Consider the following 18,178-nt stretch of genomic DNA (forward strand, 5'->3'; position numbering starts at 1 on the left):
TACACAACTATGCGGTCCAGCGGGCGGCGACCGTGGCGAGCGCGCGCCACGGTTCCTGCGGACGGAGGGTCTCCCGCGGGTCGCCGCCGAAGGGGTCGAGCACGACGGTATCGGCACCGAGGAGGTGCAACTGCGCGAGGTCGTCCATGACCTGATCGATCGTCCCCTCGCCGGCCAGACGGTCGGGGCCGGTGACCGGCGCGTCGGTGAGCCGCAGCACGATCCGGGGCGCGAACGCGGGCGCGGCCTGCGCCTGCCCGTCCGTGAGAGCCGTCATCCGTTCGCGTGCCGCGCGCAGCCAGGGCAGGGTGCATCGCAACGGATGCCAGGCGTCCCCGAAGCGCACCGCCCGCCGCAGCCCGGCGTCGCTGTTGCCGCCGACCCAGAGCGGTATCGGGGTGCTGCCGTAGTCCCGGGTGTCCGCCCAGGCGGCGCGGACCGCCTGCAGATGTTCGTCGGTGAGCCGCCCGCGTCGCTGGAACGGGAGGCCAAGGGCGTCGAACTCCTGCGCGGCCCAGCCCGAGCCCACGCCCAGTACCAGCCGACCCTCGCTCAGCTCATGGAGGTTGGCGGCCATCCGCGCGACCAGCAGCGGGTGGCGGTACGGCAGGACCAGCACGCTCGTGCCGAGCCGGACCCGGCGGGTGATCCCGGCGAGCCAGCCGAGCGTGGTGAAGGGCTCGTAGAACGGTGCCGGGTACTGCTCGGCGACGTCGGGCGTCAGCACGACGTGGTCGGAGACCACCAACAGGTCGAAGCCGAGGGCCTCCACCGTCTGGGCCCATCTGTGCAGCACGCCCCTGTCGGTGCCGGGCCCGAAGTTGGGGACGTTCACGCCGAGTTTCATGCCTCAAGGCTAGGCAGCGGCGTGATCACACGGAAGGGATCAATCCCGGTCGACAGGCCGCCACGCCGTGGATCTGCCGGTAGATTCGTCGAATGACCGAGACTCTCGATGCGACCGACTGGTGCATCCTCACCGAGCTCCAACAGGACGGCCGGATCCCGCTCACCGAGTTGGGCCGGCGGGCGAACCTCAGCGCCTCCGCGACCACCGAGCGGGTCCGGCGGCTGGAGGCGCTGGGCGTCATCACCGGGTACCGGGCCGAGCTGGATCTCGCCAAGGCCGGGTTCCCGGTGCTCGCGGTGGTGCGCCTGAAGTATCCGGGAAGCCGGCACCAGCCGCTGCACGCCCTGCTGCAGCAGCGCCTGGAGATCCTGGAGTGCCTGCGCACGACCGGCGACGACTGCTATGTACTCAAGGTCGGCGCCACCTCCATGCCGCACCTCGAGTCGCTCATCAACGAGCTCGCCCAGTTCGGCAGCACCACCACGAACATCGTCTACAGCCAGACCCTCGCCTACCGCGGCCCCCGGGCGCCGGCCGCACCCGGGGTCTGACGCGGTGGTGCGGCAAGCGTCAGCCGCGGCGGATGCGGACGACGCCGGTCTCGGTGCCTTGGTAGGGGGTGCCGTCGGGGCCGGTGGTGCCGGTCATCTGCAGCGGGTTGTAGAGCAGCCCGATGCCCAGCAGCCGCTCGTCCGTCTGCCGGCCGGTGGCCGGGTCGACGGTGGCGTAGTGGTACGCGGCGAAGGTGTTGCTGCCGAGGGTGTCGGTCGGGCCGCTGACGGTGACGGTGTAGATCTTGCCGTCGCCCAGGGAGAGCCGGGGCAGCGCGGCCGACTTGACCGGGCTGTTCCACACCAGGGTGCAGCCGCTGCCGTCGGCGTTGACGTCGACCCGGCTGAGGCCGCCGTCGAAGGACGCCGAGGAGGGCTGGCTGGCGGGCGCCCCGGTCGGCAGCGCCGGGTAGGGGTAGCCGTAGGTGTTGGTGACGAAGACGCTCCGGCCGGAGGCAATGACCGCGTCCTCGGTCCCGCTGCTGCTGTCCTGGGTCAGCACCGGGGTGTCGCAGACCGGGGCGGGGCCGTCCGCGACCCGGTAGACCAGCAGGTCCTCGTGCGGGGCGGCGTTGTCGGTGATGGTGACGTACTCGGTGCCGTCACCGGGGCCGAAGAAGCTGGGGGTGGCCCCGGTGCCCCAGCTGAGCTGGCCGGGCTTTCGGGCGGGACCGCGGTCGTAGGGGGCGCGCCAGTCGACCACCGGCGTGCCGTCCGGGGCCTCGGAGAGCAGGTAGAGCGCGTGGTCGGTGGCCACGGCCGTGTGGCCGGGGACGGTGGAGATGCTGTTCTGCACCGCCTCACCGGTACTCAGGGTGCGCACGGCACCGGTTTCGGTGTCGACGGTGCCGATGATGCCGTCGGCCGTGGCGAACCAGACCCTGCCGTCCCAGCCGGGAGCGAGGCCGACCACATTGTCGCCGGAGGGGATGGCGGCGGCCAGGGAGGTCGACTGATCGACCGTCAGGGTCCATCCGCTGCCGCTGCGGTGGTGGCCGATACGGAGCAGGTTGTCGTTCCCGTCGACGGCGACCAGCCGGTCCGCGTTGTCGAGGTAGGAGTAGACCCCGCCGAAGAGGCTGCCCTTGGGCAGGGACAGCGAGGCGAGGTCGTCACCGCTGCCGGGATCGAGCAGGTGGACGGTCGGGGTCTGCCCGAAGATGGTGGTGCACAGCGTGACCGGATAGCCGTCGCTGCCGACGACCACGGTGGGGCACGCGGAGGCCAGCGCCGTCCGGGAGTACGTGATGGCGCCGCTGCCGGGACCGGCGGTGGGGGTGGTGTCGCTGGAGGCGCTGTCGCCGTGCATGGTGGCCGTGCCGTTGGCCGCCGTGGCCGGGTTCTGCGGCGGCAGCGGACCGTACCCGGTGGAGTCGGCCGAGGCCGAACCGGAGACGGAACCGGCCAGGGTGCCGAGGGCGACGGTCAGAGCGGCGAGAACCGCGGTGCGACTGCGACTGCGGCCGGGCATAGGTATGCGCATGCCAGATTCCTTCTCGTGGACGCGGGGAGGCCCGGCCGCGGCGGAACGCCGGGCCGGACCGGTGCGGGGTGTGGCTGCGGGCTGCGGCTGCGGGGTGCGGCTGCGGGGCATGCCCGCGGGGTGCGCCTCAGCGGCGGATGACGGAGAGGGCTGCGCGGTCAGCTGACGCGACGACAGCCCGTCGTGGTGGCCCGGCCATGGTCCACATGGCGGCGGCTCACCAGAACGGTCATGGCGGCCACGCTAACGGATCAAGACGCCGCGCCACCAGTGCGTCCACGATTCAGTCTGTGCCGCAGGTCACATTCACGGGTGTTACCTCCCGCCGAGCCCTTCCGTCGTAGGGGTGTAGGCAACAACAACGGCAGGGAGTACACCATGGAAGCCCGCTTGAGCCCGCTCAACAGCCCGGTCGCGGCCAAGTCCGTCAAGCACCTCATCGCGGCGAACCAGGCGCTCGCGGACTCGACGCTGCCGATGGCCACGCAGGAGCTGGTCCGGCTCCGCGCCAGCCAGATCAACGGCTGCGCCGGCTGCATCGACATGCACACCAAGGAGGCCGCGCAGGCCGGGGAGACCGCGGTGCGGCTGCACCTGGTCGCGGCCTGGCGCGAGGCCACGGTCTTCACCGAGGCCGAACGCGCCGCGCTGGAGCTCGCGGAGCAGGGCACCCGCACGGCGGACGCGGCCGGTGGCGTCAGCGACGAAGCCTGGGCGAACGCCGCCAAGCACTACGACGAGGACCAGCTCTCCGCCCTGGTGTGCGTCATCGCCCTCATCAACGCCTTCAACCGCCTGAACGTCATCACCCGCCAGCCCGCCGGCGACTACCGGCCCGGCCGGCACGGATGACAGGTGTCAGGCGGTTCGTCCGGCGGTCATCAGCTCCGTCATATAGCGCTTGGTGATGCTGCCGCCGTGGCGGGTGTCGATGAGGTCGGCGATGCCCGCGAGCAGCCCTTCCCGGGCGGGCGCGGGCAGGGCCCGGTGCCCCGAGTAGGTGCGGAGCACGTCCAGGTACTGCCGGGTGGAATAGGCCAGGTCCCATTCGTAGCGGCGGACCCGCACCGGACCGAAGTGGCCGGAGGCGGCCAACTCGGCGTCGTCGCTGGGGATGTCCGACGCCGGCGACAGCCGCAGGCCCCGCGGCGTCGCCGGATCGAAGTGCTCGTAGACGGGCTGGGACTCGGCGAAGAACTCCTCGCTGCCGCCTTTGACGTGGTGGGTGGAGACCACCGCCAGTACGCCCGAGGGGCGCAGCGCGGCTGCCGACTTGGCGATCCGCACGGCCGGGTCGATCCAGTGGAACGCCGTCGCCGCGAACACCAGGTCGAAGGGCTCGGCGGGTAGCGGCCAGTCCTCGAAGGCGGAGACCACGACCTCCGCACCCGGGTACGGCGCCAGGTTCCGCCGCGCCACTGCCGCCATCTCCGGGCCGAGCTCGACCGCCGTGACGAGGCAGCCGGCCGCCGCCAGCGGCACCGTCGCCTGGCCGGTGCCGCAGCCGATCTCCAGGACCCGGCAGTCCGGGCCCAGCGTCACCAGGGCGGACAGGTCCTCGTACAGCTGGTGCGGATAGCCGGGGCGGGCCCGGTCGTAGAGCTCGGCGTCCTCGGTGAAGGTGGCACGGAGCCGCTCGCGGTCACTGGTCTCGGTCATGGGTCAAGGAGGATACCGGTCGCGGCCGGTCGTAGGGTGCTCGTTGTGACAGCTGATCGGATGCCGGCCGCGGAGGTTCCCGTGTCCGTCGATGTGGTGCGCCGCCTGCTCGACGAGCAGCATCCCGACCTGGCGGAGCTGCCGATCGAGGTGCTGGCCAACGGCTGGGACAACCTGGTGTGCCGACTCGGCGGGGAGCTGCTGGTCCGGCTGCCGCGGCGGGCCCTGGCCGCCGAGCTCGTCGTCCACGAGCAGCGGTGGCTGCCGGGGCTGGCCGGTCGCCTGCCGCTGCCGGTGCCCGTGCCGGTACGGGTCGGGCGGCCGACGGAGCGGTACCCGTGGTCCTGGAGCGTCGTGCCGTTCCTCCCGGGCCGGGTGGCGGCGCGGGGCGGGCCCGACGACCCCGGGTCGGCGGCGACGGCACTCGGTGAATTCCTGGGCGCCCTGCACACCCCGGCCCCCGCGGACGCACCGGTGAACCCGGTACGCGGGATCCCGCTGGCCGGACGCGCGCAGGGCGTGCTGGCCGGGTTGGCGCAGATCGCCGACCCGGCCGACCGCGCCACCGCGCGGCGGGTCTGGGCGGCGGCCTCCGCCGCACCCGTCTGGGACGGGCCCGCGCTGTGGCTGCACGGGGATCTGCACCCGGCCAACATCCTGGTCGACCGGGGCCGGATCAGCGCGGTGATCGACTTCGGCGACATCACCTCCGGCGACCCCGCCACCGACCTGTCCGTCGCCTGGATGCTGTTCCCGGCCGAGCAGCGTGCCGCCCTGCGCGAGGCCCACGGCCGCGCGGACGACGCGACCTGGGCCCGCGCCCGGGGGTGGGCGCTGGCCCTGTCCCTGGCCTTCCTGGCCCGCTCCGCTGACAACCCGCTGATGCGCGGCATCGGCGAGCGCACCTTCCGGGCCGTAACCGGCCTGCGGTGACCGCGCAGGTTTGGCTGCTCCGATCGGATGGGAGACGACGGGGATGAGCACAGAGCACGCGGCCCTCGTCGCCGCACTGGAGGAAGCCGAGCAGCGGCTGCAGTCAGCCGTCCGAGCAGGCGATGTCGAGGCCCTGGACCTGCTGCTGGACGACCGTGTCGTCTACACCGGGCCGGACGGCCGCTCCCTCACCAAGGAGGAGGACCTGGCCACGCACAGGTCGGGGACCCTGGTTGTCGAGGTCCTCGACCAACAGGACCTGGAGGTGACGGTCGTGGGCACGACCGGCGTCACCCGTGTGCTGGTCGCGGTCCAGGGCACCGCCGGTGGACAACCGTTCGCCGCACGCCTCCGCTACACCCGCACCTGGGTCCACGCCGACGACAGCTGGCGCGTCCTCGCCGCCCACGCCGGCGCGGTGCCTAGCTGAGCCAGGGGTTCCATTGGAAGTTGTCCCTCCAGCCGATCTCTCCTGCTGTCCAGCCCTTCAGCGCCGCGACGACCTTCTCGGCCGACAGCGTCCTGGTCAGGTAGTGCTCGGCCGGGCTGCGGTCGCGGTATTCCAGTTGATAGGTGCCGTCAGGTCGAAGCCACACCTGGATGTAGCAGTCGGGCTCGTTGGCGCACTCCAGGACCAGGCTCCCGTCGCGGCGGATGTTGAGCACGGCCGGCTCCAGAGCGTCGGCGCGGGGGCAGCGCGCGTCCGGGCGGTGCCCGTGGTGGGCGGGTCCTTCCAGGTCTTCCGACCGTTCCTGTTCGGCGACGCTCGCGGGCAAGCCGCAGGCGTCGACCAGTTGGAAGAAGAGGTCTTCGACGAAGGGAGCGGACCTTGTGGTCAAGGCCGTGAGCAGGGCCTCGCGGTCGGCGGTGAGGCCGGCTTCGTCTGCCCAGACGGCGATCCGCTCGCTCTGACCAGTGCCGTGGTCGGCAGCCGTGGCCAGGTCCAGGGGGACTGACCAGGTCGCCCCGGACGGGGCGAGACCCCGCACCTCGCACCTGTCGCTGTCCATGACGCTCGCGATCATGACCGGGGAACCGGTCGCCGAGACCAGCTCCCGCAGCCACCGGTCCTGGTCGTTGTCCGGCAGACCATGGCTGACCTGCAAAGTCTGCCAGCCACCGGGACGTGGCCAGCACATGCTCAGGCAGTCGGTATGGCCGTCGTCGCACCCGGCCGCGCTACCGAACAGCGGCAGTTCCAGTAGCGGACGCTCGCTTCGCGCTAGGACGAAGTCGCCGAAGAACCCCATGATCCCCTCCCTCATCGATGCCGCGATGTTAACGGCGGGCACTGACAGTCCCAGCCGCACACCTGGGGACACGGCGTGGCGCTCGACGCCGTCGGCGTCGCGCGCGGTGGTGCCCTGAGGGTCCGTCACGCCCAGAATCCCCTCACAAACCATTCCCAGAAAGGGGGTCCGGTGTCACTTGAGTGAGAACGGGTTCTGAGAACCGATCAGGCATCCCGGCCGCCCCTGGCGACCCTTTCCGATCTTGCTCCCGGAGAGGGTCGTTTATGAGATGTGGGGGGGTGGCCGGGTGCGTAGGCTCGGGGCGTGGCTGATCAGATACAGAAGATCGTGACGGGATTGCCAGAGCTGGCCAATGTCACCGGCGTGTGGGCGGAGGCCGATGGCCGGGTAGCACAAGGGGATGCTGCCTTTGCTGCTGACCTTGGCATCGCTCTCGCCAGCACGTACGGCACCGGGGGGCAGATGTGGCAGTACCGAAGTGTCTTCGACCATCTGCTTCGGCTGTTGGCCACCACCGCCGGCCCCGACAATGTCACCCAGGCGCTGCGGCTGCTCTCCTCGGCTGAGGTCACCGGCAGGAAGCTGGATCGCTACACGGCCTCGTTGCTGGCTTCCAGTCATGAGGCGGCGGACCTGGCTGCGGCGTTCACCGGCCGGGCTTCGGAGGAGCTTCGGGCCTGTCTGGTCCATGAGCTGGTTCTCAGGGGTGTGGTCGTCGGGGAGGTGCCGGGGATCGCGGGTTGGGCGACGTCGCCGCATTGGAGTCATCACCCGCTGGGCTGGCTGCCCCTGATGCGGTCCGGTATGGAGGAGGGCGCGGATCTGCCGAGCTACAGCGTCCGCGGCAGTAGTCACGCGATGCCGTACGGACCATCGGAGAGTCGCGAACTGGCGGTGGACGCCGACGCGCGTGTGCCGGCGGCGGAAGAGACGACTACCCCGGCCACCGCCACCGCGATGGGCACGGCCGTGGCGAACTGGGCCAAGGAGTCCAACGGACGCATCGAGGCGCGCGCGTTCGACCTCGCCGAACCCCTGGACGCCGAGTCCGTCCCGGCCGTACTCCTGGCACTGGGGCTGGAGTGTCTGCACGGGGTGGGGAAGAAGACCCCTCTGTCAGTTGCTGTCCGTCCGCCGGCCCAGGCATGGCGGGTACTCTTCGCCGCGGCGTCAACGGGAGGGGCGTACAACTCGGGCTCCTACGGTGCCTACGGCCGTCTGGCGGCCTGGCAGTCCCTGGCCGCGCTGGCCGGAAGCCCGGAAGGAACCAGCGCTGCTGAGGTCGAGACACACGTACTGGACTGCGTCTGGCACGGCTTCGGCGCCGACACCAAATGGTTCGAGCAAGTGGCCTGGGACATTGGTCTGGCCGCGCTCTCCCCGGGCCGACGGCGCCTGGCCGTGCTCGCTGCGACCGACACCGACTGAGTCGGCAGCTGTTCGTGCGTCGAGGAGCCGGGCCAAGTGAACTGCGCGAACCCTGTGGGGATCAGCGCGCCTCCAGCGGGTCAGCCTGGCCGAGCAGCTCGGCGAGCGGGGCGCCGGTGCGAGCGGCGACCCTGCGGCGGGCGTGCAGTTGGGCACGGGTACGGGGGCGGAACTTCGAGTCCCGCCCGCAACCGCATGGCTCGAAGCCCTCGTAGCGCAGCCCGGCGTTCAGGACCACGGCGACGACCGACCATGCCTTCCGATTGCTGCGTCGGGGTGCCGCGAAGTCGTGGCCGGCACACAGCAGCGGCCCGGTGCAGCGCGGGCACGTGTGTCCGGCTTCGCCGGGATGCCGTTTGAAGCTGATCCGGCACGACACGCAGGCGTAGTGCAGCTTGTAGTGGACGAAGGCATAGGTGCACACGGACTGACCGTACCGGCGACGCATTGTCATGGGCCAACAGGTTTCGCTGCCTCACCCTGTGGCGGACGGCTGCGGTTCGCCCGTCCGTTGGGCCGGAATGGGTACGGCGGCACTGAGATCGAGGCGGCTGTTCATGTCCATCTCGAACCTGCTGTACGGGTTCACGTGGGTCCAGAAAAGCGGCGACAGGCCCCTGCGGGCGGCGTCGGTGAACCGGTGCGCCCGCTTGGGATCGGCCAGGACCTGCTGCATCAGCAGGGTGTTGACGTGGACCAGGGCGGACTGGAGCAGGTGCAGCACCAGCATGCCGACCTCCTGGCTCTCCTTGTCCGCGCCGGTCAGGTCAGACCCGGTTCACGAACAGGTGCGCAGCCGCCGGAACGTCCTCGGCCGACTCCGGGAACCGCGCCTCGACCTCGAAGAACTTCAGCAGCATCGCGAAGCCCAGCCGGTTCGCCCCAGACTCGTTCCGCAGCCGTCCCTTCTCGGTCGCACCGAAAGCGACCAAGGTGACGCGCGCACATCAGAGTGCGGGCGAAACGCTCGAACCCGGGACGGCCAACCCCAAGATCGGCTTCACAGAGCTACGTGTCCGGTAGCGGCAGTCATACGAGCACACGGCCGACACGCCCGGGCCGGTGGCGGCCGGCGGGTGGGGCGGGCGTACGGTGAGGGTGTTCGACCCGGTTCGAGGAGGGCACGCAGATGAACAGCCTGCTGAATACATTGGGCGACCTGCTGGGAACGGTGGTGGACGTCACCGGGAAGGTCACCCTGGCGGTGTTCTGCGGTCTCCTGGTCCTGATGGCGGTCGCGGTGCCGCTGTACACCCTCTACGCCATCGTCAGCAGTATGCGGGGACGGGACGAAACTCGGGCGTAGCCCGCGTCAGGCCTAGCCCGCGTCAGGCGTAGACGCGGGCCTGCAGTCCGTACAGCTCGGCGTAGAGGCCGTCGGCCGCGACCAGCTCGGCGTGGCTGCCGGACTCGGCGATCCGCCCGTGGTCGAGGACCACGATCAGGTCGGCCATCCGCACCGTGGAGAAGCGGTGCGAGACCAGCAGGGTGACCGCTCCGGTCTCCGCGCGGGCCTCGGCGACCAGGCCCGCGAAGCGGGTGAACAGGGCGTGTTCGGCGGTGGCGTCCAGCGCGGAGGCCGGCTCGTCCAGGGCCAGCAGCAGCGGACGGCGGCGCAGCAGCGCCCGGGCCAGGCCGAGCTTCTGCCACTGGCCGCCGGACAGTTCCGCACCGTCGCCGTAGCTGCGCCCGAGCAGCCCGTCCAGGCCGCCGGGCACCTGGGCCAGCACCGGGTCGGCTTCGGCGGCGTCAATGGCCCGGCGCAGGGCGGTGTCGTCGTTGATGCGGGAGAGGTCGCCGATGCCGGTGTTGTCGCGGAGCCTGAGCTCCAGCCGGACGAAGTCCTGGAACAGGGTGGACACCCGGCTCTGCCACGCTGCCGGGTCGCAGTCGGCGAGGTCCACCCCGTCCACCAGGATCCGGCCCGTGGTCGGTCGGTAGAGCCCGCACAGCAGTTTCACCAGGGTGCTCTTGCCTGCGCCGTTCTCGCCGACGACGGCCAGCGCGGTGCCGGCCGGGATGTCCAGGGTGACCTCGTCCAGGACCGGACGGTCGCTGTCCGGGTAGCGGAAGCCGACCTGCTCCAGTCGGATGCCGCGGCTGAGCACCAGTGGGACGTCAGCCGCGCCGACCGTGGCCACGGACGCCGTGGCCCGCAGTTCGCCGAGCCGTTCCATGGTGCGGCCGGCTCCCTGAAGGATCGTCAGCAGGCCGAGCGCGGTGGATACCTGGAAGGACACCTGGGCGGCGAGCGTGATCACCAGGATCACGTCGCCGAGACCGGCGCCGCCGTGCAGGGCCTGACGGACCACCAGGTAGACCGCGCCGCCGTAGGCCGCGGCGAAGGTGAGCTGCCCGGCGGCCCGCAGCAGCGCCGCCGAGGCCCCGGCCCGCCACTGCACGGCCGTGGTGCGCTCCCAGTCCCGCAGGTGACGGTCGATCAGGATCCGGTCCGCTCCCGCCAGTCGGACCTCCTTGGCGGAGGCGTGGACCGTCGCGGTCTCCAGCAGGTGGTGCCCGAGCCGGACCAGCGGGGCGCAGCGCTCCTTCGCCCGGTCGACCAGCCGCTGCGCGGCGTTGCCGGCCGCCACCGGGACGGCTCCGGCCAGTGGAAGCAGCAGCAGCCAGGGGTCGAGCAGACCGAGCAGCACCGCGGTCAGCCCCATCTGCAGGGCCAGCCCGCCGATTTGCAGCACCGCCTCCAACGACGCACGGGTGCGCGGGAGTTCTTCGCGGACCAGCGCCAGGGTGTCCGCGTAGGCGGGTGTGTCCAGGCGCTCCAGGCCGGGGCTGCCGTGGGCGAGTGTGATCAGCTCGTTCTGCAGCTCGACCTCGCTGAGGTCGCCGAGTTCGAAGTAGGTGAGGTGCGCGAAGTGGTTCATCATCAGTTCCAGCACCAGCAGCAGGGCTGTGGCCAGGCCGAGTTGGACGGCCGTGCCGGTCCGGTGCCGGATGGCGGCGGTGGTCAGCGACTTGAGGCAGAGCGCGATCAGCGGCGTGGACAGGAAGCCCACGGCCAGCATCGCCGAGGCCCGCAGCAGCCGACGGCGGTCCACCCGGTGGGCCAGCAGCAGCAGGTTCCGCACGCCAAGGGCCAGGGTGCTCATCGGGTTGCTCCGTCCGTGCTGGTCAGGGATTCGGCCTCGGACTCCTGGGCGAAGCGCTCGGCCTGGAGCCGGAACAGGTCGGCGTAGCGTCCGCCGCGTTCCATCAGTTCCTGGTGCGTACCGGTCTCGGCGACCGCGCCGTCGGCGAGGACCACGATCCGGTCGGCGCGCCGCACGCTGGAGAAGCGGTGCGCGACGATGACGCTGGTGACACCCCGGGTCAGGTCCAGGAAGCGGTCGAAGAAGGCGGCCTCGGCCCGGACGTCGAGTTGCGCGGTGGGCTCGTCGAGGATCAGCAGCGAGGCGCCGGAGCGCAGCGCCAGCATCGCCCGGGCCAGGGCGATCCGCTGCCACTGCCCGCCGGACAGGTCGGTTCCGTCCTGGTAGCGGGAGTTGAGGACGGTGTCCAGGCCGTGCGGCAGTCCGTCGAGGACCTCCAGTGCCCCGGCGCTCTCGGCGGCGGCGCGCAGGGCCGCGCGGTCGTCCATCAGGTCAGGTCGGCCCATGCCGATGTTCTCGGCGGCGGTGAGGTGGTAGCGGGTGAAGTCCTGGAAGATGACCGCGATCCGCCGGTGCCAGGCGGCGGCCGGGACGGTGGCCAGGTCGGTTCCGCCCGCGGTGATCCGGCCCGCTGTGGGCTCGTGCAGTCGCACCAGCAGTTTGACCAGGGTGGTCTTGCCCGCGCCGTTGAGGCCGACGACGGCGGTGGACTTCCCCGGGGCGAGTTCCAGGTCGAGGTCGCGCAGGACGGCGCGGGACCCGTCCTGGTAGTGGAACCCCACCTTCTCGAAGCGGATCGCTCCGTCCGGCACGACGCCCTGCGGGGAGACAACGCCCTGCGCGGAGACGACGCCCTGCGCCGAGACGACGCCCTGCGGGGAGGGGAGTTCGGTGGCCCGGTGGTCGGCGGCGACCTGTTCCAGCCGGGCGAGGGCGTCGTAGGCGGCCAGGCCGTAGAGCGTCTGCATGTCGCTCTCGGGGAAGTACACCCCGAAGCGCAACGGGACCAGTACGGCCTGCAGCGCCGCGGAGAGTTGCAGCAGCGTCAGCGAACCGTGCGCGCCGCCGGTGGCGAGGACGGTGAGCGCGGTGCCGCCGCCGAGCAGGCCGACCACGGCCAGGGCGACGAACGGCCAGAACAGCAGCCTGCGCCGGATCGCCCAGAGCGGCCGCAGGTAGCCGCGGGCCTCGGCGCCGTGCCGTTCGCGCAGCCAGGGCACCAGGCCCAGCACCCGGGCCTCCTTGGCCAGCGCCGGTCCCGAGGCGGTGCGGCGCAGATAGGAAAGCCGGCGGCGCTGCCCGGCCATGGTCGCGCGGACGGCGCCGAAGCGGCTGAGCGATCCGCGCTGCCCGAAGCGGATGACCAGGGCGGTCAGGGCAACCAGCAGGCCCGGGCCGGGGCCGAGCACAAACCCCACCATGGCTGCGGCACCGACCAGTTGGCTGTAGCGGGCGATCAGTGCCAGCGCTCCGGCGGCGGCGTCGCCCGGAGTGGGGACGGTGCGCTCGAACCCGCTCCGGGCGTCGGACAGCACATCGAGCACCTCCTGCCGTTCCAGTTCGGCCACCGGCAGGTCGGTCAGCGCGCAGCCCATCAGCCGGGCGATACAGGCCCCGTCGACCTGACGGGTCACCAGTTCGCCCAGTGCGGACTGGAACGGGGCCAGCACCTGCTGCAGCACGAACGCCCCCACCGCGAGCAGCAGCGCGGTGCCGACCGCGGCCCAGGGCGCGCCCCCGGCCCGGTGGGCCTGCAACAGAGCGCCGGGGATGCGGGAGATCAGGGTACTGGTGGCCAGGATGAAGCCGACCGGGAGCAGGCCGACGGCCAGGTGCAGCAGGACAGTTGCGGCCAGGGTGAGCGGAGCGGCGTGCCGCAGCAGCCGCCAGGTGGCGACCCATCGGCCGGCGCGGCGCCGGATCGGGCCCGGGCCCGTGGCGGGCCTGGTGGACGGCATGGCGGAGGGCTCCTCCAAGTCGGTCGGATGCGGCGAACACCGAGGTGGTGTGGCTGCGCCGTCCTCCCCCGGGGTGAGCCGTGCCGAGTCTGGCCTAGACCAATGAGTGCGTCAAGAATTTTCCTGCTGTTCGTACAGGAGTTGTGGACAAAGCGGCCATCACCTGTTCCACCCACTGGATAGGTCTAGACAATTCCGAGCCGTTGTGGCTAACGTCCTGCCCCGAGCCAGGCCGGGCACAGCCCCGGCAAGTCGGCACCACGCCGCACCGTCCGCTCTCCGCGCCGCGTCTCCGCGGCGCCCGACGTGAGGAATCCGGGAATGGAGCACCTCGGTGCCCGCTCGCTGACGTTCCAGGGAAACCGTTCCGAAAGCTCCCCCATGACCTGGGGGCAGCGCGCCATCTGGAAGTCCATCCGCTGGCTCGACGAAGGGGCGCACTACTTCAACATCCGCCGGACCGTACCGCTCCCCGACGAACTGACGACGGATCAGGTCGTCGCCGGGCTCGAGGCGCTGCTCTCCCGGCACGAGGCCCTGCGGACCCGCTTCCACGAGTCCGACGAGGGCTGGGTGCAGACCGTCGCCGCCTCCGGGACCCTCCCGGTCGAACTGGTCGCCGCCCCGGCCGGCACGGCGCAGGAGGTGGCCGAGGAACTCGGACGCACCCTGGTCGGCCGTACCTTCCGGCATGCCGAGGAGTGGCCGTTCCGCTGCGCCCTGGTGCTGGAGCAGGACCGTCCGGCCTTCGCCGTCCTGGTCTTCTCGCATCTGGGGGTCGACTTCTGGGGCGTGCGCGAACTGCTGCAGGACCTGGACCTGCTGCTGCGGGGGCAGGCCGCCGAACCGCCGGACTGGCAGCCGCTGGACCAGGCCCGCTTCGAGACCGAGGGCCCGGGTGCCGCGCGCGGCGCGGCCTCGGTGGAGTACTGGCGGCGGACCCTGCTCACCGTCCCGCCGACCGTATTCCCGCCGGTCGGGGACGAGGGACGGCCCGGACGCTTCGTCCGGCTGGGCATGGACTCCCCCGCCACCGCGGTCGCCGCCACCGCGCTGGCCGAGCGCTGCCAGGTCAGCACCGGCACCGTACTGCTGGCCGCCACCGCCGCCGTGCTCGGCGCGTACACCGGGCACGGGACGGTCCCGCTGCAGCTCATCGCCGTCAACCGGCACGACGGGCGCAGCCGCCGACTGGTCGCCGCGATGGCCGAGAACGCGCTGTTCGCCCTGCAGGTCGGCGAGGGCGACTTCGACCAGGCCGTCAAGCGCGCCTTCCTGGCCGGGATGAACGCCTACCGGCACGCCGCCTACGACCCGCTGGCCGTGGACCAGGTGCTGGAGCAGGCGAAAGAGCGCAGCGACGGGCAACTGAACCTCGGCTGCTTCTTCAACGACAAGCGGATGCAGGACCGTTGGGAGGACCTGCCGGCCACCGACGGCAGCACCGGGGCGCTGCGGGCGCTCGCGGAGAAGACCGAGGTCTCCTTCGTCGGCTCCTGGGAGCGCCAGGACGCCGTCTTCTTCGTGCACACCACCTACGCGCCCGGCAGCTGCCTGCTCTACCTGATGGCCGACACCGACCTGATCCCCGAACCGGACATCGACCGGCTGCTGCGCTGCTTCGAGTCGCTGCTGGTCGACAGCGCCGACGGCCCGCTCGCCCTGGCCGACTTCCGGGCCGCCGCCCCGCACATTGGAGAGGACCCGCGATGACCACCGCCGCCACCCCCGTCTGGGACGAGGAGGTCGCCACCGCCGTGCGCAGGCTGACCGCCGCGGCCGAGAACGACTACTACAACCCGTACCAGACCTTCGACTGGCCCGAGCGCATCCCCGAGGGCGCGCTGTGGATGAGCGAGGACCTGCTCACCGTGCACGGCACCGCGGCAGCCGCCGAGTTGGACCGGGAGCAGTACCTGGCCCTGTCCAAGTGGGAGAGCATCAACTTCTACAGCCTCAATGTGCACGGCATCCGCGAGCTGCTGCAGGAGGTCGTGCAGCGGATCCACGCCCCCGGCTACGAGATCCCCACTCCGTTCTTCCACCACTTCCTGGGCGAGGAGAACGAGCACATGTGGTTCTTCGCCGAGTTCTGCCTGCGCTACGGCGGGCGGCTGTTCCCCAACCGGGCGATGGCCTTCCCGGCCGAGAAGCACTCCGCGATGCTGGACAACTTCATCGTGTTCAGCCGCATCCTGATCTTCGAGCAGATCGTGGACCACTTCAACAGCCGGATGGCCGCCGACGCCGCCCTGCCGGAGACCATCCGGGCCATCAACCGGGTGCACCACCAGGACGAGTCCCGGCACATCGCCTTCGGCGCCCAGCTGGTCCGCGCCCTGTGGGAGCGGCTGCGCGAGTCCGGCGACGAACGGGAACTGGCGACGGCCCGCCAGTACGTGCAGAAGTACCTCGCCAGTTCGATCCAGCAGCTCTACAGCGTGGAGGCCTACCGGGACGCGGGCATCCCCGACCCCTTCGCCTTCCGCGCCAAGGTCGTCGCCGACCCCGCCCGCAGCGCCGTGCACGCGTCGATCACCGCCCGCACCGACACCTTCTACCGCCGGATCGGCGTGTTCGAGCAGCGCACCGTCTGATCCCGGCACCGACAACAGGACGAGGACTCCCCGCATGGCAACGCTCAGCCTCACCCTCCAGAACCCCGGCCCCGGCCTGGTGGTGCTCGACCCCGACCGGGCCGCGCTGCTGCACGAACTGGACGCGCTGTTCACCGGCCTGGCAACGCAGTTGGCCGCGCCCGCCGTGGTCGGACCGCCGCTGCTGCCGGCCGAGGGGCTGGCCCGGCTGGACTACTTCCGCAACTTCCCGCACCTGGGCGTCGCCGCCGCCCGCTTCCCGGACCAGGCCGTGGACGCGCTGGCGGCCGGCAAGGAGGTGGCCGAGCAGCCGGTGAGCCCCACCGGCTACCTGCTGCCCTCCGCCACCTGCTACGGGCTGCTGCTCTCGCTGGCCGGACAGGAGGTCGGGCCCGAGTTCCGGCTCACCGCGATCGGCCGCTGCTTCCGCAACGAGGACCACTACGACGGCCTGCGCCGGCTCTGGGGCTTCCACATGCGCGAGGTGCTCTACCTGGGCACCGCCGACGGGGCCCGCCAACACCTGCTCGACTCACGGGAGTTCATCGAGGACCTGGCCGGCCGGCTGGGCGTGGTGCTCTCCTACCAGCCGGCCAACGACCCCTTCTACGACCGCACCGGGTCCCGGGCCAAGCTGATGGCGCTCGACCCGGTGAAGTACGAGTTCGTGGCCGAGGACGGCACCGCCATCGCCTCCGTCAACCGGCACCGCAACTTCTTCGGCGAGCGGCTGGGCATCACCTCCGACGGCGCGGTCGCGCACAGCAGTTGCACCGCCTTCGGGGTCGAGCGCTGGGTGCACGCCATGGTGCTCGCGCACGGCACCCCGGAGCGCGCCCTGCACCGGGTCCGCGATGTCCGCGGCTGAGTCCGAGGCCCTGCGGGCCGCGGCCGAGCGCGGCGCGCGGGCGCTGGGCGTCGGCTTTCCGCTGATCCAGGCGGGCATGGGCGGGGTGGCCGGACCGGCCCTGGCCGCCGCCGTCAGCGACAGCGGGGCGCTCGGCACCGTCGCCCTCTACAAGAGCGACGGCGAGCAGGCCGCCGCCCTGGTGACCGACACCGCCGCCCGCACCCGGGCGGTCTTCGGCGTCAATGTGATCCCCGAGGTCGCCGGACGGTTCCTGGCCGAGCAGATCGCCGCGCTGCTCGACACCGCGGACCGGCCGCTGGTGCTCAACAGCTACGGCCTGCCGCCGGCCGATACGACCGGGCGGGTACTGGCGGCCGGCCACCGGCTGCTGGTCCAGGTCGGCACCCTCGCCGACGCCGCCGCCGCGGCCGACCTCGGTGCGCACGCCGTGGTGCTCCAGGGCGTCGAAGCCGGTGGGCACCACCTGGGCGGTCTCCGTCTGCGGGAGTTGCTCGCCGGGTACGGCCAGGCGCCGCCGGTGTTCGCCGCGGGTGCCGTCGGCAACGGCGCCGAACTGGCCGAGCTGCTCGCCGCCGGTGCCTCGGGCGCGCTGTGCGGCACCGCCTTCGTGGCCACGGACGAGTCCGCCGCGCATCCGCGCTACAAGCAGGCCCTGGTCCGATCCACCGCCGAGGAAACGGTGGTGACGGACCGTTATGCGATCGGCTGGCCCGGACGGCCGCACCGGGTGCTGCGCAGCGAGGTCACCGACGCACCCGAGCCGCTGCCCGCCACGATGATCGCCTGGACCACCGTGACCGGCCGACGGCGGCCGGTGCCACGCGGTTCCGCGGCGGCCCCCACCATCGAGTCGGAGGGCCTGGTCGACCAGATGGCCCGCTACGCCGGCCTCGGCTGCACCGCCGTACGGTCGGTGCGGCCCGCGGCGGCGGTGGTGGCCCGCTTCCGCGCCGAGTTCGCCGCGGCCCTCGCGGACGCCGCGCACGTCCCGGCGCGGTGAGCGGGGCGGCGCTGCGGGCCGTGCTGGAGCGGCTTGCCTCGGACGGCCCGGCCGGGCCCGCCTCGCCCCGGGTCGGTATCGACCTGGTGCACATCCCGCGCGCCCAGCGCCTCGCCGACCGGCACGGCCCGCGCTGGCTCGCGGACCACTTCACCGCACGCGAGCGCGAGGAGCTGGCCGCCGTGCGCAACGGCGGGGCGGCCACCCTGGCCGGCCGGCTGGCCGCCAAGGAGGCCTTCATCAAACTGCTGACCCCGGTCGGCCGCCTGGTGCTCACCCGCGACGTCGAGGTGCTCCGGGCGCCCGGCGGGAGCCCGGTGGTCCGCCCGCACGGCACCGCGCTGCGCCAGCTGCGGGCCAGCGGCGTGGAGCAGTGGTCCCTGAGCATCACCCACGAGGGGGAATGGGCCGCGGCGATCGCCTTCGGCTGCGGCGCGCCTCCCCCGTCCCCCTCCCCGTTCCCGTTCACCGACACCGATGGAGCAGTG

19 protein-coding genes and 1 pseudogene are annotated in these 18,178 nt (G+C 72.0%); 11 read left to right on the forward strand and 9 right to left on the reverse strand.

The genetic code is table 11. The features are described 5' to 3' along the window. Positions 1–7: 7 nt before the first annotated feature. Positions 8–847 (reverse strand): LLM class flavin-dependent oxidoreductase, encoded by an 840-nt coding sequence (locus tag ACEZDG_RS06110; protein ID WP_380503449.1) that lies wholly within the window; start codon positions 845–847, stop codon positions 8–10. Positions 848–939: 92 nt separating this feature from the next. On the opposite strand from ACEZDG_RS06110, the gene ACEZDG_RS06115 reads away from it, so the two are divergent. Beyond that, a complete protein-coding gene (locus ACEZDG_RS06115; RefSeq protein WP_380503452.1) occupies positions 940–1,401 on the forward strand; it encodes an Lrp/AsnC family transcriptional regulator in 462 nt (153 codons plus the stop codon). 19 nt (positions 1,402–1,420) lie between these two features. Here ACEZDG_RS06115 and ACEZDG_RS06120 read toward each other — a convergent pair whose 3' ends face one another. Then, positions 1,421–2,884 carry a hypothetical protein gene (locus ACEZDG_RS06120; RefSeq protein ID WP_380503455.1) on the reverse strand — a complete coding sequence of 488 codons (1,464 nt, stop codon included), beginning with the start codon at positions 2,882–2,884 and terminating at the stop codon, positions 1,421–1,423. Positions 2,885–3,262: 378 nt separating this feature from the next. Here ACEZDG_RS06120 and ACEZDG_RS06125 point away from each other — a divergent pair, with 378 nt between their 5' ends. Beyond that, positions 3,263–3,736: a carboxymuconolactone decarboxylase family protein gene (locus ACEZDG_RS06125; RefSeq protein ID WP_380503458.1), complete on the forward strand. Its 474-nt coding sequence runs from the start codon at positions 3,263–3,265 to the stop codon at positions 3,734–3,736. A gap of 6 nt (positions 3,737–3,742) precedes the next feature. Here the strand turns inward: ACEZDG_RS06125 and ACEZDG_RS06130 are convergent, their stop codons facing one another. Beyond that, positions 3,743–4,543, reverse strand: a complete 801-nt coding sequence (locus ACEZDG_RS06130; protein WP_380503461.1) for a class I SAM-dependent methyltransferase — start codon at positions 4,541–4,543, stop codon at positions 3,743–3,745. 81 nt (positions 4,544–4,624) lie between these two features. Between ACEZDG_RS06130 and ACEZDG_RS06135 the strand changes: the two genes are divergently transcribed. Beyond that, positions 4,625–5,476 (forward strand): aminoglycoside phosphotransferase family protein, encoded by an 852-nt coding sequence (locus ACEZDG_RS06135; RefSeq protein ID WP_380503464.1) that lies wholly within the window; start codon positions 4,625–4,627, stop codon positions 5,474–5,476. 43 nt (positions 5,477–5,519) lie between these two features. Next, a complete protein-coding gene (locus ACEZDG_RS06140) occupies positions 5,520–5,906 on the forward strand; it encodes a nuclear transport factor 2 family protein (protein ID WP_380503467.1) in 387 nt (128 codons plus the stop codon). On the opposite strand, the gene ACEZDG_RS06145 is transcribed toward ACEZDG_RS06140, so the two are convergent. Then, entirely contained in the window at positions 5,899–6,855 is a 957-nt protein-coding gene (locus ACEZDG_RS06145) for a hypothetical protein (protein WP_380503470.1), read from the reverse strand. The two genes, ACEZDG_RS06140 and ACEZDG_RS06145, sit on opposite strands and share 8 nt — an antisense overlap. Before the next feature lie 177 nt (positions 6,856–7,032). Between ACEZDG_RS06145 and ACEZDG_RS06150 the strand changes: the two genes are divergently transcribed. Next, complete coding sequence (locus tag ACEZDG_RS06150; RefSeq protein ID WP_380503473.1) at positions 7,033–8,157, forward strand: DUF6183 family protein; 1,125 nt, start codon at positions 7,033–7,035, stop codon at positions 8,155–8,157. A 61-nt stretch (positions 8,158–8,218) separates the two neighbouring features. Here ACEZDG_RS06150 and ACEZDG_RS06155 read toward each other — a convergent pair whose 3' ends face one another. From ACEZDG_RS06155 to ACEZDG_RS06165, 3 genes are read right to left on the reverse strand one after another with little or no spacing between them, the layout of a single operon-like run. Next, positions 8,219–8,581 carry a hypothetical protein gene (locus ACEZDG_RS06155; protein WP_380503476.1) on the reverse strand — a complete coding sequence of 121 codons (363 nt, stop codon included), beginning with the start codon at positions 8,579–8,581 and terminating at the stop codon, positions 8,219–8,221. A gap of 51 nt (positions 8,582–8,632) precedes the next feature. Then, positions 8,633–8,923: a Tn3 family transposase gene (locus tag ACEZDG_RS06160; protein WP_380503861.1), complete on the reverse strand. Its 291-nt coding sequence runs from the start codon at positions 8,921–8,923 to the stop codon at positions 8,633–8,635. Position 8,924: 1 nt separating this feature from the next. Next, complete coding sequence (locus tag ACEZDG_RS06165) at positions 8,925–9,089, reverse strand: hypothetical protein (protein ID WP_380503479.1); 165 nt, start codon at positions 9,087–9,089, stop codon at positions 8,925–8,927. A gap of 197 nt (positions 9,090–9,286) precedes the next feature. Here ACEZDG_RS06165 and ACEZDG_RS06170 point away from each other — a divergent pair, with 197 nt between their 5' ends. Continuing rightward, positions 9,287–9,463: a hypothetical protein gene (locus ACEZDG_RS06170; RefSeq protein WP_380503483.1), complete on the forward strand. Its 177-nt coding sequence runs from the start codon at positions 9,287–9,289 to the stop codon at positions 9,461–9,463. Positions 9,464–9,485: 22 nt separating this feature from the next. Here the strand turns inward: ACEZDG_RS06170 and ACEZDG_RS06175 are convergent, their stop codons facing one another. Next, on the reverse strand, positions 9,486–11,264 hold the full coding sequence (locus tag ACEZDG_RS06175) for an ATP-binding cassette domain-containing protein (RefSeq protein WP_380503485.1): 1,779 nt from the start codon (positions 11,262–11,264) through the stop codon (positions 9,486–9,488). Next, a complete protein-coding gene (locus ACEZDG_RS06180; RefSeq protein WP_380503488.1) occupies positions 11,261–13,222 on the reverse strand; it encodes an ABC transporter ATP-binding protein in 1,962 nt (653 codons plus the stop codon). Before ACEZDG_RS06180 ends, ACEZDG_RS06175 begins: the two co-directional genes overlap by 4 nt. A 381-nt stretch (positions 13,223–13,603) precedes the next feature. On the opposite strand from ACEZDG_RS06180, the gene ACEZDG_RS06185 reads away from it, so the two are divergent. From ACEZDG_RS06185 to ACEZDG_RS06205, 5 genes and pseudogenes are all read left to right on the forward strand, one after another. After that, positions 13,604–14,935, forward strand: a complete 1,332-nt coding sequence (locus ACEZDG_RS06185) for a condensation domain-containing protein (protein ID WP_380503491.1) — start codon at positions 13,604–13,606, stop codon at positions 14,933–14,935. After that, complete coding sequence (locus ACEZDG_RS06190) at positions 14,932–15,819, forward strand: diiron oxygenase (protein WP_380503494.1); 888 nt, start codon at positions 14,932–14,934, stop codon at positions 15,817–15,819. Before ACEZDG_RS06185 ends, ACEZDG_RS06190 begins: the two co-directional genes overlap by 4 nt. Before the next feature lie 34 nt (positions 15,820–15,853). Beyond that, positions 15,854–16,687, forward strand: coding sequence for a hypothetical protein (locus ACEZDG_RS06195; RefSeq protein ID WP_380503497.1), 834 nt, complete (start codon positions 15,854–15,856; stop codon positions 16,685–16,687). After that, entirely contained in the window at positions 16,674–17,690 is a 1,017-nt protein-coding gene (locus ACEZDG_RS06200; RefSeq protein ID WP_380503500.1) for an NAD(P)H-dependent flavin oxidoreductase, read from the forward strand. The genes ACEZDG_RS06195 and ACEZDG_RS06200 overlap by 14 nt, the downstream gene beginning before the upstream one ends. Before the next feature lie 20 nt (positions 17,691–17,710). Continuing rightward, positions 17,711–18,097 (forward strand): annotated as a pseudogene (locus ACEZDG_RS06205) (holo-ACP synthase); the annotation flags it as partial. Positions 18,098–18,178 lie beyond the last annotated feature (81 nt).

This window comes from Streptacidiphilus alkalitolerans, from assembly GCF_042511045.1.
Taxonomy (GTDB): Bacteria; Actinomycetota; Actinomycetes; order Streptomycetales; family Streptomycetaceae; genus Streptacidiphilus; species Streptacidiphilus alkalitolerans.